The sequence below is a fragment of the Priestia sp. SIMBA_032 genome, assembly GCF_046535215.1.
In the GTDB taxonomy this organism is placed as follows: Bacteria; Bacillota; Bacilli; order Bacillales; family Bacillaceae_H; genus Priestia; species Priestia aryabhattai.
Genome location: NZ_JAWRXD010000003.1, coordinates 318,586 through 332,792, shown reverse-complemented (window position 1 = coordinate 332,792; position 14,207 = coordinate 318,586). Strand labels below are relative to the sequence as shown.

Sequence of the window (14,207 nt, the reverse complement as noted above, 5' to 3'; positions counted from 1 at the left end):
GAAATGACAACTGTCACTTCCTAAACGTTGATATAACAAGGTTTTTAATGAATGGGTAAATAGTCCTTGAGACTGAAACTTGTTCATAATAAAAAAACCACCTAAATTGTTAAGGCAACTTCCATATATAAAGGAGGTTGCCTTTTTATGTGTGCAAAAAGATTGGGAAAGGAACAAAGCTGAATCAAGTTGATTTAAGTGATGCGAAGGACAGAATAATAAAGATAAAAACACTTGAAGGTATGGCACAATCTACTATTCATCAGTACAACATAGCCTTCAACGATCTAATCAATTTTTTTGGAAAAGAGAAGTTAATCGCTTCGATTGATCTCAATAATGCCAGAGACTTTGTAGATTGGCTACTACATGAAAAATCTGATAAGAAGAGTAGGTTTAAACAAGTGGCTAAAAAAGGAGTTAAGCCCTCTAGTGCTAACAACTATCTACAGAAATTACGTGCAGCGTTTAATATCCTAATACGTGAAGGAATATTGGATGAAAATGTGTTTAGCCAAATCAAGAACATTAAATTTCAGAAAAAAAAGGTTGAGGTTTTAAATGTAGAGGAGATAAAGCGAATTTTTGATGCTTTTAATAAGAGCTACTACGCTCAATTTAGATCTTATGTACTCTTACATACCTTGTTAGACACATTAGGAAGAGTCGAAGAAACAGTTCATTTAAAAATGCAGGATGTGGACTTTGAAAAAAGATCCGTAACATTTCAAAATACAAAATCAAAGAAGTTTAGGATAGTTCCTGTATCGGTTAAAACTATACAACTTCTCCAAGAACTCATCGCAGATAATGAGAAGTTATTCAGTAGCGAATATATTTTTCTAACGAATGATGGAAATAGATTGCGACCAAGTACGTTCAGAGCGCATTTAGAAAAGGTCTTGAAAAATGCAGGTATTAATAAACGATTTCATCCTCATCTGTGTCGCCATACTAGATCTGAAATGTTTCTACGGCAATCGGGTAACATTAGAGTTTTGCAACAGCTCTTAGGTCATTCTGAGTTATCTATTACAGCTAAGGTGTACGCTCATGTATTGGATACTACAATTAGAGATGAACATAAGAAATATTCAGCGATAAATCTGATAGAAAATCATAAAGAAAAAATTGTTAAACGGAAATAAAAAAAGTTAATTTGTACAAAAAAAGAGAGCAGATGCTCACAACTTCTACTCTCCATCTTGTATAGTCAAATACATAAGATTTACCCAATGAAAGTATATGATAGTTATTGGAAAAATCAATAATGTCATACGCTTATTTGACTATACATTTTAAAACGGTTTATCTCTGTCTAAAACTTATGACTTTCTGAACGATATAAATTAAAGGATTCTGATATATTCATCAGTATATTTATTATTTTAGCTAATAAAAAATAAGCACCTATTAGATGCTTATTGAATATGAATTATAGTTTGTTTAGCAAGTTGTTGGCTAGGCATTAGTTCTAGGGCGTATGCTGCATTTTTTAATTCTGTACTGTGAGGCAAATCATAAGGATCTATAGACTCAAAATATTGAATTTGTTCATCTGTCAAAAGATTAAGTGGAATGCAAACATCCACAACGGCTCTAATAATAGTTATACCTAGCTTCTTTGCTAAATATGGTCTATGATTACCTCCATTACTAACGCAGAAATCACCGTTTGGAAATAATGTTAGATTAATATCCATATGAGAGGAACTGGTTGTTACATATCCATGATTCTCGATCGATTTAAGAAGACGATTTAACTTTTCTACAGACAAAACATTATCATGAGTCAATCCTTTTATTCTTGAAACTGGCACCAACATTGAGCCAACATGATGAATTAAGTAGTTTCTACCATAAATTTCCGTATAGTCATCATAAAATCTCCAGCCTGTGTATTCAATTTTCATAAGAACCTACTTCACGCCTGCCGATGCCTTTCTTGTAATTTTTCATACGTGAAGAAGCAGACGATAATTTTGACACAATATAACCTTGTGGATCAGCACGCAAGTTACTATTCACAAGGTTCTCAATTTTATCATTTGCGAACATGTTAGCAACTCTTGCTAAATGATCAATTGTATCCATAAGTTCTGGATAGTCATGATAGTTAGAAATAGCAGTAGAGTGAATTTCTTGTAAATCATCACGAATCTTTTTTAAGGTTTCAATATCAAATCTGCTCATCAATATCATCTCCCGTTGTCTTAAATACAATAAATGATATTAAGTTCATTGTGAAATTAGAACATAGTATCTACTTTTAATAATGTCTAGAAAGGTTGGTTGTATAATAATCGATGAACTTTATCAGGAAATATTAGATGGAGAACTCAGTGATGAAGAAATATTATGTATTAGTGAAGGAGATGATGAACCTTTAGCTAGTAATTGAAGAGTAATGTTGGTTGAGTATTTAATGAGTTTACAAGGTTTAACCAAGAATGAAGCTTATCAAGTTACTTTTGAATATATCAATTATTAGTTTACATTCTATCAAAAGTATATGTAAATTAAATGTTGTAATAAAAAGCATCCTTATACGTAGGGATGCTTTTCAAAGTGTATTTGTATTTCCACTTCCTAAAGTAGGCGTCTGAGTAGGTGTTGAACTAGGCGACTGTTGAGAAGAAGTGTTTTGAGAGCCTGTTACTGAACTTGAACTAGGACTTGCATTTGATCCCAAACCTGTTTGTGAATTGGATTCTGTACTTTTAACGGGACATACTTGATTTCCATTTCCAAAAATAAAAGTTCCTCCAGAAATGTTACCAATCGTAAGTGAATTGATTTTAGCTACCATACGTTCTCATCCTTTCATCGATGAAGAAAATAGAATATACACTAACATATGTTTAGCTTGTCAATTATGTATAGACGGGCTAGAGAACTAGGCGAGGTTATTATTGTTATAACTTCATAAATTGAATTCGGATTTACCTATGTGAGAAAGAATCTTGAAAATTGATTAATATTTAAAAAAGTGAGAATAACTAGCCTTTTGTAGAATAAAATAGTCTACACAAAAGGTGGGAATATTAATGGGGAAAAGTAGAAACTGGATGGATGCTTATGTTTCTAAAGTTGCAGGAAAACATTTCGAATTGTTATCGGTTCAAAGTGTCATTGATTCTTTTATTGACATGTTAAATGTAAAATTAAATGAAAACCAACAAACTGAAGTTGAATTTATTAAAGAGGAAAATAAAATTTCATTTCCAGATTGTTCAGTTCTTTTAAAAGTGCAAGGCTCTATATTGAGTTTGAGTAAAGTTTTAAAATCTAACAATCAAGTTGCTGGTGGAATTAAAATTTTCGATACAGGTTTAGCTTATCAGCTGAAAACTGGTTCAAAGTTGATTGAAGAGGTTGAAACTATACCTGAAGCATTAGATAGGGCACTAAGTTATTTACTTGTAGAGCTAAAGTGAAAGTTAATATTTTTATAAGTTTAAGTCACTCATTTAGAGTGGCTTTTTATTTTGTAGAAGTTAATATGCTGAAACATAAAATCATTATTAAAAATGGAGCTAATATTAATGAATCAAGTACTCTTCGAACAGTTGTTAGAGGGAAATATTGAATATGAAGATGTTCCAGAAGATACGGACATAGAGTTAACTGATGAGCAAAGTCATGAAATGAGATTATGGTTTTTCAGATAGAGCAACTAAAAGCTATGTTGATTAATGAAAGTTAAAAAATATTCATTTAGTAATATATAGAGAAGGATTATTAAACTTTTTGTAGAAATTATTAGGTAGAAAGTCGGGGGTTAGAGAATGAAAATTCGGTTTGATTTTAAAGTACTAAATGTTGTAGAGGAAAATGGCGTAAAGTGTTACATTGTGCAATGCTCAAGTGAGAATTTCCGACGTGTTATTAAAGCTCAATATGACGGAAGTGTATATATACCAGATTACCATCAACAATTATGGGACATACAATCTCATGAAAGAACAGTCCTTGATATTGGACTAGCAAGCTTTATAATAAAAAATGAGAAACGCACAGTATAGGTAAACTCACATTCGAGCATAATATTAATGGTCAGTACTTCTTTTGCTGACGAATCGTTTTCTCCTTTAACATGTTAAGTGTATAAAAAGCACCCATAGCTTGGGTGTTTTTTATTTTGTGCAAATAATAAAAAGTTGTTGAAAATGATGATTCATAATAAAAGAAAAGCTCTCATACCTTAATGAAGGATTTTTTTTACATGCTGGAACAAAGTAGGTGATTAAATGTTCTATTCTAATTTTTATACTCCTTTTAACTATGCTTTCTATCCTTATTTCATGCCTTCTTTTGGACGTCCAACTGGATATGTACTGAATTCTAGTGGTGAAGTGGAAAGCTGGTGGGGGAATTACCCGCTGGGATATCCTGCTAAAGCTCCCAAACCTTTGGGTGGGGGACAGACGCCTATTTCAGGACCTGCCATACCTTTTAGTTTCAGGGGTTACTATTGAACTGATTACAAGGGTTACTGCCTTAAAAGGTAAGAAAGATATATACAAAATTAAAGCAGTATTTAAAGTACCTGAAAGAGATGATATTTAGTTCAGTAAAGAAAGTCGATCATAAGGTCGGCTTTTTATTTTAGGAAGTTAACAAGTTTAATTTGGTTAAAACAGGGAAAATTATGGGTAACCAAAAGGAGGTGGAGTTATGAATTATGGACAGAAGGATTATTATATTAGTGCAAAAGAAAATGAGTATTATAAGGTATTAAATGTAGTAGATCATATGTTAGAAGAAGCAAAAAGTAATGACAGATACCCTGTATGGGGTGAAAAGCTACGAAATGAATTGAAAGAAAGTGCTGGAAATAATCTTACTCCATGGCATTTTAATATGATAATATCCACACTTTTAGATTATGTACCAGAAGAAGTAAAGAATAAATCTAATGTTAAGTCACTCTGATGAGTGGCTTTTTATTATATCTATGGTATGCAAATTAAAATATATGCTAAATAATAAATGATAAAAAAGGTGGCTAAACAACATGCCTAAAAAGCCATCTAAGATATGTAACACAGAGAAATGTCGTCAATTAGCTTACGATACATATTGTGACAAGTGCAAAAAAGATACTCATAAAGAGTACAAGGAACAGAGAGTAGATAAGAAAGAGCAAGAGCAAGCCTTTTATTCTGGTAGCCTATGGATTAAATTACGCAATAGGAAGAAGAGGTTAAATCCTTTATGTGAAGTCTGTCTTGAAGGAGGTAGGCGTACTCGCCTACTCCTGTTGAAATAGTCTTTCACTTTATAGAAGTGAAATAGGATTGGAGTAAACGTTTATTTATAGGTAACTTATAAAGTGATCGTAAAGCACATTACCATAAGGTTCACTTTGGTGTAGATGGTAAGAAGTACATGAAAGTTAAGAAGGTAATAGAGAGTGCTTATTTACAGAAGAGCAAGGAAAAGAATTATTAAGAGTTATAGAAAATATAATGGTGGATTACATTAATTATAGGGAAGAAAATGCAGATGATATAAAAAGGAAATTATCGAAAAACTAAGAAGAAAAATAATTGAGATAGTAACAAAAATAACCTTTTTTATGGTATTATTTACTCAGTAAGGGGGCTGTGTGTTGTGGATGGACAATTGAAACCTGAGGAAATTAGCATAGAAGTTAAACTTGAGCTTCTAAAGATATGTAATAACGTAATGAACAATATAGTTACCCCTAAAGAATTAATCAAGGACTTAGAAAAATTGGTTAGTCAAATCAGTTTATCTGTTTAGTGTAACACTCCATACAGAGAAAAGTTAAGGGGAGAATGCTGTGAAAAAGTTGTTAGTTGGTAGCATTTTGTTGTCTTTGAGTTTAACTATAGGAGCATGTGACCAAGGAGAAGGGAAGAACGCTGAGACTTCTAAGAAAGAAACTGTTGTAAAGCCAGAAAAAAAGACTGATGAAAGAGAATTAAATAAGAAATCTGAATCTCTACAAATTCAAGATGAACAGAAAGATTTACGTGCGTACGCTACAAAAATTGAAGAAGAAAGAAAGGCTAAAGAATTAGCACAGCAAACAGTAAAAGAAGAAGCGGAAGCTAAACGACAAGCAGAAATAGCCGAACAACAACGTGTAGCAACTCAACAAGCAGAGCAAAAGAAGGAAGCGGAATCTCCAGTTAGTCAAGAAACAATCGATAATTATGAAGCAAATCAAGCTGAAACATGGGCTGAAGAGGCTGAGATCGAGGAACAGTTAAATCAAGAAGAGGAAGAAAAATTGGCTAAAGAGCAAGAAGAATACGAAAAACAAATAATCGCAGAACAAGATGCTAATTTTTCTGATGAAGCAAAAGAGCAAATTCGAAAAGAGATTGATGAGGAAGGATACAGTAAAACTTCATATTACTGTGATCAAGTAATGACTGCTGTGCAAAGGGGTGATATGTCTAAAGATGAGGCTGGAGGTTGTTTGAAATAATTTAATTATAATTTGAAAAATTTAATTGGAATATTTTTCTTTATTCTATTGATAAAAAAACTATCTAAATGTACAATATACTTATAATTATATCATGGAACGTTGTTTTGACAGGGTTTATTGACATTAAGTAAGGTGATTTTTTGAATGATAAAAAACAAGTAGGTCAGCTGATTCAAGATCTGCGAAAGATTGCGGAAATGACAACTGTAGAGTTATCAGAAGGAATTTGTACAGAAGAAGAGCTACATCGATTTGAACAAGGTGAAATTCATGCAAGCAGTGAAGTTCTCTATCATTTATCGAAACGCTTAGGGGTACCGATGAATTATTTCTTTGAAGCAGGAGAGCTAACGCCCAACGATTATTCAAAAGAAATTAAATCGACCATTAGGCATTATATACGAAAACGCGATTATGAAACCGTGTTACATATGGTGAACAAAGAAAAAGATAATCCTATGTTTCAAGATCCTTTTCACGCACAATTTTTCCTATGGCACGAAGCCATATGTGATTATTATATTGGAAATAAATTTGAACAAGCGCTTCGTAAATTGGAAAAAGCCATTGCATTCACGCGTACAGGCGAACAGTTTTATTCAGAAAAAGAGATTGCTATTTTAAATAGTATTGCCATTATTTACGAAGAAGAAGGTCATTTGAAAAAAGCATTCAGTACGTTTATGGAAGGATTACAGCATATTGCTTTGCTTCCTAAGTTAAAAGATCCTCTTGTCAAAATTCGAATTTTATATGGATTATCACATGCGCTTTTGCAAATGGAACGTTATGAAAAGTCGGTTAAATATGCACAAGCAGGACTAGAGCTGTGTATTCAGCATGAGACGCTTTATTTATTAGGAGAACTGCACTATCAAATTGGAGAAGCACTCTGTCAGCTTGGTGAGCTTAAAGAAGGAATAGCCTACCTCGAAAAAGCTATTACTATTTTTGAAATTGAGCAAAATGAAGCGTTTGTGACCATTATTAAAGAAGAGATGTCTAAATATCAAGAAACAAAAAAGAAGAGCTGATAGCTCTTCTTTTTTATCTCCAATACACTGGGTGTGGGTAAAACGGACGAGGACGAGGGTAAAAGTAAGGGGGATGGTAATAAATAGGACGAGGGTAAGGGTAAGGATAAAATGGACGTGGGCGAGGATATGGATAATAACCATAAGGGAATCTTTCATCAGTTTCCTGAGGATTTGAATAATAATCATAGCCATATTGATACTCTTCTAAAGGTTGTTCCGGGTAATATGGATAATTCACTCTTTTCACCGCCTAAGTTTTTATGCTTTTTACTGTATTCATTATAGAAAGAATTGGAGTATGTACCCATCAAATTTTCCCTTTAAAAATTCGACGGGAGATAAAGAGTATTTTAATAATAAAAAGAAATTAGTTGTCCTTTTTATTTTTTTGTAAGGTATCTGCTGTGTGAGGCAAAGTAGGCAGTTCAAAGCTTTTAATAAAGGAAGCGTAAGCAATCGTGTCTTTAATAGGGTTTACATAAGATAATGGTTGACCCCGGTAGCTGAAATTAAATGTAATCCAAGCAAAATCTTTATTATTGTTGGAAATCAGTTTTGCATTATGTATAAAAGCAGATGCGGCAATCATCGCATCCGGGCCTTTAATTTTTTTATTGGATTCTATTTTAGCTTTTCTGCGAATTTGAGCTGCTAGCTGTGCAATTTCACTTGTAACGTCTACGATCTTATCTGTCATATCGTAAATATAATGATTTTTTACTGCTTTGACTTGAGGATTTGTTTCTACTTCCCAATGCGACAGCAGTTCCATTTGTACAACGGTGGGCATTAAAAATTCCGCATTATTTGAAATAAGTTCATTAATATATTCCACAACTTCTGGATAATTAAGCGCATGTGAAGCCCAAATGTTTGTATCAATGATTACTTTTTCACCCAACACAAATCGTTCACTCCTCTCTACTAGCCATTCGTACCAACTCTTCTAACCCAAAAGGTGAGTAAAGAGCCGCAGATTCTGAAAGCTGATTGCTTAATAGAAGCTTTTCATATTTAGTTAATCTAGTTTTTGCAGATTTTATGAGCTTTTCTTGTGTATCATTTAATGTTTTAGCTTTTTTATCATACGTGCGTAGAGCTTTATTTTGAGGTTTGTATTTAAGATTTTTCTTCTGTATAGGGGGTGAGGAAGGTGATTGTGGGGAGGGTTGTGTATAAATTTTCCCATTTATTTTTATTTTGAAGTGCTTTTGAACTTCCTTGCTGTACGTTCCTTTTTGGTCATCTACCAAGCGCTGTGCTTTCATGATACCCCTGCCTTTTATATAAATTTATATAGTATATGTGATGAAGTTTTCTCTTACTATTCCTTTTATATAAAAAGATTAAAAAATTAGCTTCCGGGAGTTATTAAATTAACTAATGTTTGCCTGGTGGGTGATCATCTCAGCGAATACCGGACAAAGGTTTAAAAACATCATATCGTGTAAAAGAATAAATCAGTATAGGTTTAAGAAGGAACTAGGCAGCAATACGGTCATTGCTTCGGGTGCCGTTGTGACAAAAGATGTTCCTGATAACGTGGTAGTCGAAGGTAATCCTGCAGTTATAATCAAGCGTATTGAAGAGTAAAGAATAAACAAAGAGCTTTTGAATTGTAAAAACTCTTTGTTTATACGGTGTTTTATTGCCAATTTGGTCCGTCCTCATTTATGAGATTTTGATAAAATGTAAAAACTTGCATATTTACTTCCGGGATCATCCATACTTTATTGACAAGGGAAAATTATTCATGGTATATTATCTTTAATTAAAGATATTTAAATTAAAGATAAATAATAAACTAGACGATTTATTCGGAGGAATGTAGAATGAACCACTTAAAAGGAATACACCACGTAACGGCTATTACAAGCAGTGCCGAAAAGAATTATGAATTTTTCACATATGTGTTAGGCATGCGCTTAGTTAAAAAAACGGTCAATCAAGATGATATTCAAACGTATCATTTGTTTTTTGCAGATGATAAAGGAAGCGCCGGAACGGACATGACTTTTTTTGATTTTCCAGGCATTCCAAAAGGTTTTCACGGAACAAATGAAATTTCAAAAACATCTTTCCGCGTTCCAAATGATGCGGCTTTAGATTATTGGGTAAAGCGCTTTGATCGCTTAGAAGTAAAGCATACGGGGATTCAAGAGCTATTTGGGAAAAAGACGCTTTCGTTTATTGATTTTGATGATCAGCAGTATCAGTTAATTTCCGATGAAGGAAATCAAGGAGTTGAATCAGGTACTCCTTGGCAAAAAGGCCCTGTACCTCTTCAATACGCTATTACGGGACTTGGTCCTATCTTTATTCGTATTGCCGAGTTTAAATACTTTAAAGAAATGATGGAAAAAGTCCTTTTATTTAAAGAGATTGCTCAAGAAGGAGATCTGCACCTATTTGAAGTAGGAGAAGGAGGAAACGGTGCGCAAGTAGTAGTCGAACACAATGAAAAACTTCCGCAGGCTCAGCAAGGTTTTGGAACTGTTCATCATGTTGCTTTTCGCGTAGAAAATCGACAGGCTCTTGAAGAATGGATTAACCGAATGCCAAGCTTCGGTTTCCATACGTCTGGTTATGTGAATCGTCACTTCTTTGAATCGTTATATGCAAGAGTGGCTCCGCAAATTTTATTTGAATTTGCGACAGATGGACCAGGATTTATGGGAGATGAACCTTACGAAACGCTCGGAGAAAAATTATCACTGCCTCCGTTTTTAGAGCCAAAACGTGCAGAAATTGAGAAGCTCGTGCGTCCGATTGATACAGTAAGAAGTACAAAAGAGTTTGTGAAAGAATAGTACACAAAAACACTCAAATAGCTATTTGAGTGTTTTTATTGATGTTTTCTACTTTTACATATACCTGTTGCGAATGTTTACGTAAAAAATGCCAATGTTCTACAAGGAAGGAGTAGGAGTGGGTTGTGCATAGCCTTCTTTATATTTTTCATCGATGTCTTTGCGAATATTTTTTATTGATTTGCCTCGGTTATAGTCGAGCATAGCTTTAGCTGCAATTTCTATACACAATCCGCATTTTGTTCCATGATCATCCCAGACAACTGCTCCATTTCTTTTGTTTTTAAAAATAAAGCAGTCATAGCTATTTTTGTGATTCGCTTCCATGCCACATCCGCAGTAGCAAGGGATTTTTTCAAGTAGTTCACGATTTTTAGCAACGGATAGATAAACTAGTTTCATGTCTTTAGGCTGGTTCTTCAAAAACTGTGGTAACACATCTGCTCCTGGAGTCTCTTCGCGAATATCAGCAACTGCAGCTTTATGATGTTCATGATCTGAATGTGCAGAAGAGTTTGTAGCAGAAGAAGTTGTTGTATGGTTTGAGCAAGCGGATAATCCAATACTTGTAGCGAGAACCCCCAACAAAATAATTGATTTTTTCAATACAATTAACACCCTTTCATGTAAAAATAAATGATAGTTGCATCATACATGGCAGTTTATCTATGTAGATAATCAAATACCTGCTTGTTTATATCTAATTCTCTATAAGTATGCAGAGCGGTTATCGTGTATGATAGAGGTGGACGAGGAAAAAATATGAAGCATGAATTTATAATAAGGTGCGTTTTGTAAGTAATTGGACAGAAGGAGAAAGTGAACGGAGGTTAAACAGTAGTGAGTGAACAAAATCAACGTCTTTTTGAATATATTTTAGAGAATTCAGCCTCTATCAGTGAAGAATGGCTGCGCCAAAGAAGTAATATTAAAGGATCAATTTACTCAAAGGACGCAGATGCTTCAGTTGAGAAAAAGCTGCGCGAGCAGCATCGTTATACGATCGAAACAATTGCGAGCGGCTTTCTTGAAGATCAAGAGATTTTCAAACAGCGTATGATGAAATGGACGACGGAAGTAGTAAACAGCAGAATTAAATTTGATACGCCGATTTACGAGATAGTAGAAGCACTAAGCAAAACAAGAAAAATTATTTGGACGTATGTCAAAACGTATAGCCTGATACATTCATCTATTACAAAAGAAGATATACTGTCTTGGAGTGAAGTTTATCATACAACATTTGATAAACTCATTAATGAATTTTCCGAACAGTATTATAAAATCACAAGGCAAAAAATAAGTCTTCAGCAAGAGCTAATCGACGAAACGAGTTTTCCTGTTATTCCGATTGTAGATCACATCGCGGTCTTGCCTTTGGTAGGTCTTATTGATGAAATCAAAGGTGACTCTATTATCGAGGTTGTTCCAAAAAGGTGTGCAGAGAAACATATAAGGCATCTAGTCATTGACTTATCGGGTGTAAATTATGTAGATACGTATGTCGCTCACAAATTTTTTGATTTGATTAACATTTTGCAGCTGCTAGGCATCCATGCGATTATGTCAGGAGTAAGTCCTGACATGGCTCAGACGGCTGTTAATGTAGGAATTAGTTTTAATAAAATTGAAACGTTTGGCCATTTAAAACAAGCGCTCTCTTCGCTTGGTGTAAAGAAAAAAGAAGAATAAAGTATAGAAATGCTAGATTGAAACGGAACTGTTTGAGACCTTTACTTTCAGTTCCGTTTTTTTGTTTGTCTATATTCTGTACATGAAAATATAAAATAATATTCTGCTGCATTCAAAATTTTGTAAGCATGTCTTACAAACTCCTTTTCACATGGGGACAAATGGAAGATACTAAGGAGCAAACAAACGGCGGTTTTCTATGCCAAACGTCTCGTTTAGCTCAAGAATGGAGGTGTAAAGAGAAGAATAAGAGAAGTACATAATGAGATAGTTAAAGTCTTAGATAAGTACTGATAAGCCGTGTAATTAAGGAGGAGTTCTATGAAAATAATTTATCTTCTTTGCCTGCTTCCGTTTGTAGGAATATTAGGTTTATTGCCTTTTGTTAACACAGTGACGCCGTTTATTTTAGGGATGCCTTTTTTTCTTTTTTGGATTGTTATGTGGGTAATCCTTACGTCTTTTATTATGGGCATTGTGTACAAGCTCGATCCTGCTGTTAAAGGAGGAGATAAATAATGAATACCGCTCTGATTATTATTTTTGGTTTTTTACTTTTAGCTATTTATCTTGGAATTCGAGCTACGCGGGGCAAAAAAATGGATTTAGAACAGTGGAGCGTAGGCGGCAGAGGTTTTGGAACTATTTTTATCTTCTTTTTGATGGCGGGTGAAATCTATACTACTTTTACGTTTCTAGGAGGAAGCGCTTGGGCATATGGAAAAGGAGGGCCGGCGTTTTATATTTTAGCCTATATTTCTTTAGCTTACGTGTTAGGGTATTGGATTGGTCCGCAAATATGGCGATATGCGAAGAAACATAAGCTCATGTCTCAGCCGGATTTTTTTGTTTTAAAATACAACAGCCCGTTTCTAGGCATCGTTGTTTCTTGCGCAGGGGTGCTGGCAATTGTTCCTTATATTATTTTACAATTTAAAGGTTTAGGTATTATTGTATCTGAAGCTTCTTATGGCTCTATCTCTTCAACCGCAGCCATTTGGATTGGAGCCATATCATTAACGGTTTACTTAATGATATCAGGCATACACGGTTCCGCGTGGACGGCTATTGTCAAAGACATTATGATTTTTATTGTCGTGTTATTTTTAGGAATATATATGCCGTTTCATTACTACGGAGGCTTACAGCCAATGTTTGAGGCTGTGCATCAAGCAAATCCGACGTTTCTTACTCTTCCCAAGACAGGGCTAAGTATTTCGTGGTTTATTTCTACAGTCATGCTGACCGTATTAGGGTTTTACATGTGGCCGCATACGTTTAATGCAACGTATTCAGCTGAAAACGAGAATGTATTTCGAAAGAATTCTATTATAAGTCCTATTTATACGTTAATGCTGCTGTTTGTCTTTTTTGTAGGGTTTACTGCTCTTATGCAGGTACCTGGACTACAAGGCGCAGAAGCGGACTTGTCACTGCTTCGTCTTTCCATTCAAACATTTGATCCTTGGATTGTCGGCTTTATTGGCGCAGCTGGTTTATTAACAGCACTTGTGCCTGGGTCGATGCTTTTGATGGCAGCTTCTACGTCACTATCTAAAAACGTTTATGCCGTTCTTGTTCCCTCAGCGACGGGCAAACAAATTTCGATGCTGGCTAAATGCTTCGTACCGGTTATTGCACTTGTTTCAGTTTATTTTACGCTTCATGGAGGAAATACGATTGTAACGCTTTTACTGATGGGCTATAGCATTGTGACGCAGCTGTTTCCAGCTTTTATTTTTAGTTTGATGAAAAACAATATCGTGACTAAATACGGGGCGTGTGCAGGTATTGTTGCCGGCATTGCGTCTGTGATGTATATAACGATTACTGAAACAACGCTTGGCACGTTGTTTCCTGCGTTGCCACAAATCATTAAAGATACAAATGTCGGCGTTATTTCTTTATTGATTAATTTAGTTGTATTAATGGTGGTCAGTTTAGCAACGAAAAAAATCGCAGCACAGCCGCATTTTGAAAGCGGGGCAGTAGATGAAAAACAAATTTTGTGAAAATCTTTTTCCAATTGCGTTTTAAGAATATCATGACGGGTATAAAAGTAGTGCATCAACAAAATATTCAATATGGCTGCAAGACATACAAAGAGCAGCCTTCTCGATAAAATGTAACGATTGCGTTGTTTTTAAACATAGGTAACGAGTGTGAAAAGCAGCAAGACGTATGCCATGAGCGGTGTACGTC

General features: G+C 34.5%; 19 protein-coding genes and 1 pseudogene. 13 read left to right on the top strand and 7 right to left on the bottom strand.

From position 1 onward, the window contains the following. The first annotated feature begins 149 nt into the window (after positions 1-149). Positions 150-1,148 carry a tyrosine-type recombinase/integrase gene (locus SB717_RS11870; protein WP_410903784.1) on the top strand — a complete coding sequence of 333 codons (999 nt, stop codon included), beginning with the start codon at positions 150-152 and terminating at the stop codon, positions 1,146-1,148. Between the two features lie 273 nt (positions 1,149-1,421). Here the strand turns inward: SB717_RS11870 and SB717_RS11865 are convergent, their stop codons facing one another. From SB717_RS11865 to SB717_RS11855, 3 genes are all read right to left on the bottom strand, one after another. Continuing rightward, the gene (locus tag SB717_RS11865; protein ID WP_346254796.1) at positions 1,422-1,913 is read right to left on the bottom strand and encodes a hypothetical protein; all 492 of its coding nucleotides are present in this window, start codon (positions 1,911-1,913) and stop codon (positions 1,422-1,424) included. Continuing rightward, positions 1,903-2,193 carry a hypothetical protein gene (locus SB717_RS11860; protein ID WP_251443642.1) on the bottom strand — a complete coding sequence of 97 codons (291 nt, stop codon included), beginning with the start codon at positions 2,191-2,193 and terminating at the stop codon, positions 1,903-1,905. Before SB717_RS11860 ends, SB717_RS11865 begins: the two co-directional genes overlap by 11 nt. A 370-nt stretch (positions 2,194-2,563) precedes the next feature. Continuing rightward, entirely contained in the window at positions 2,564-2,809 is a 246-nt protein-coding gene (locus SB717_RS11855; protein ID WP_410903783.1) for a hypothetical protein, read from the bottom strand. A gap of 238 nt (positions 2,810-3,047) precedes the next feature. Between SB717_RS11855 and SB717_RS11850 the strand changes: the two genes are divergently transcribed. From SB717_RS11850 to SB717_RS11820, 7 genes are all read left to right on the top strand, one after another. Beyond that, entirely contained in the window at positions 3,048-3,437 is a 390-nt protein-coding gene (locus SB717_RS11850) for a hypothetical protein (protein ID WP_074895748.1), read from the top strand. A 108-nt stretch (positions 3,438-3,545) separates the two neighbouring features. Beyond that, complete coding sequence (locus tag SB717_RS11845; RefSeq protein WP_410903782.1) at positions 3,546-3,671, top strand: hypothetical protein; 126 nt, start codon at positions 3,546-3,548, stop codon at positions 3,669-3,671. Positions 3,672-3,788: 117 nt separating this feature from the next. After that, entirely contained in the window at positions 3,789-4,025 is a 237-nt protein-coding gene (locus SB717_RS11840; RefSeq protein ID WP_410903781.1) for a hypothetical protein, read from the top strand. A 652-nt stretch (positions 4,026-4,677) separates the two neighbouring features. Next, positions 4,678-4,935, top strand: coding sequence for a hypothetical protein (locus SB717_RS11835; RefSeq protein WP_075419950.1), 258 nt, complete (start codon positions 4,678-4,680; stop codon positions 4,933-4,935). A gap of 681 nt (positions 4,936-5,616) precedes the next feature. Next, positions 5,617-5,769 (top strand): hypothetical protein, encoded by a 153-nt coding sequence (locus tag SB717_RS11830; RefSeq protein WP_410903780.1) that lies wholly within the window; start codon positions 5,617-5,619, stop codon positions 5,767-5,769. A 40-nt stretch (positions 5,770-5,809) separates the two neighbouring features. Then, the gene (locus tag SB717_RS11825) at positions 5,810-6,463 is read left to right on the top strand and encodes a hypothetical protein (protein ID WP_410903779.1); all 654 of its coding nucleotides are present in this window, start codon (positions 5,810-5,812) and stop codon (positions 6,461-6,463) included. Positions 6,464-6,606: 143 nt separating this feature from the next. Further along, the gene (locus SB717_RS11820) at positions 6,607-7,500 is read left to right on the top strand and encodes a helix-turn-helix domain-containing protein (RefSeq protein WP_074681328.1); all 894 of its coding nucleotides are present in this window, start codon (positions 6,607-6,609) and stop codon (positions 7,498-7,500) included. Positions 7,501-7,513: 13 nt separating this feature from the next. Here the strand turns inward: SB717_RS11820 and SB717_RS11815 are convergent, their stop codons facing one another. The 3 genes from SB717_RS11815 to SB717_RS11805 all read right to left on the bottom strand — a co-directional run bounded on the left by SB717_RS11815 (position 7,514) and on the right by SB717_RS11805 (position 8,771). Next, the gene (locus tag SB717_RS11815) at positions 7,514-7,741 is read right to left on the bottom strand and encodes a hypothetical protein (RefSeq protein ID WP_074681326.1); all 228 of its coding nucleotides are present in this window, start codon (positions 7,739-7,741) and stop codon (positions 7,514-7,516) included. A 129-nt stretch (positions 7,742-7,870) separates the two neighbouring features. Continuing rightward, entirely contained in the window at positions 7,871-8,407 is a 537-nt protein-coding gene (locus SB717_RS11810) for a PIN domain-containing protein (RefSeq protein WP_029714834.1), read from the bottom strand. Positions 8,408-8,414: 7 nt separating this feature from the next. Continuing rightward, on the bottom strand, positions 8,415-8,771 hold the full coding sequence (locus SB717_RS11805; protein WP_410903778.1) for a hypothetical protein: 357 nt from the start codon (positions 8,769-8,771) through the stop codon (positions 8,415-8,417). 214 nt (positions 8,772-8,985) lie between these two features. Here SB717_RS11805 and SB717_RS11800 point away from each other — a divergent pair. Together SB717_RS11800 and SB717_RS11795 are read left to right on the top strand one after the other, a co-directional pair. Next, positions 8,986-9,096 (top strand): annotated as a pseudogene (locus SB717_RS11800) (acetyltransferase); the annotation flags it as partial. Positions 9,097-9,335: 239 nt separating this feature from the next. Beyond that, on the top strand, positions 9,336-10,313 hold the full coding sequence (locus tag SB717_RS11795) for a ring-cleaving dioxygenase (RefSeq protein ID WP_074681325.1): 978 nt from the start codon (positions 9,336-9,338) through the stop codon (positions 10,311-10,313). A 99-nt stretch (positions 10,314-10,412) separates the two neighbouring features. Here the strand turns inward: SB717_RS11795 and SB717_RS11790 are convergent, their stop codons facing one another. Next, positions 10,413-10,919 (bottom strand): PCYCGC motif-containing (lipo)protein, encoded by a 507-nt coding sequence (locus SB717_RS11790; protein WP_074681324.1) that lies wholly within the window; start codon positions 10,917-10,919, stop codon positions 10,413-10,415. Between the two features lie 234 nt (positions 10,920-11,153). Between SB717_RS11790 and SB717_RS11785 the strand changes: the two genes are divergently transcribed. The 3 genes from SB717_RS11785 (at position 11,154) to SB717_RS11775 (ending at position 14,017) form a co-directional block, all read left to right on the top strand. Further along, a complete protein-coding gene (locus SB717_RS11785; protein WP_410903777.1) occupies positions 11,154-12,005 on the top strand; it encodes an STAS domain-containing protein in 852 nt (283 codons plus the stop codon). A gap of 321 nt (positions 12,006-12,326) precedes the next feature. Next, complete coding sequence (locus SB717_RS11780; RefSeq protein ID WP_074681322.1) at positions 12,327-12,524, top strand: DUF3311 domain-containing protein; 198 nt, start codon at positions 12,327-12,329, stop codon at positions 12,522-12,524. Then, positions 12,524-14,017, top strand: a complete 1,494-nt coding sequence (locus SB717_RS11775; protein WP_410903776.1) for a sodium:solute symporter family protein — start codon at positions 12,524-12,526, stop codon at positions 14,015-14,017. Before SB717_RS11780 ends, SB717_RS11775 begins: the two co-directional genes overlap by 1 nt. The last annotated feature ends 190 nt before the right edge of the window (positions 14,018-14,207 follow it).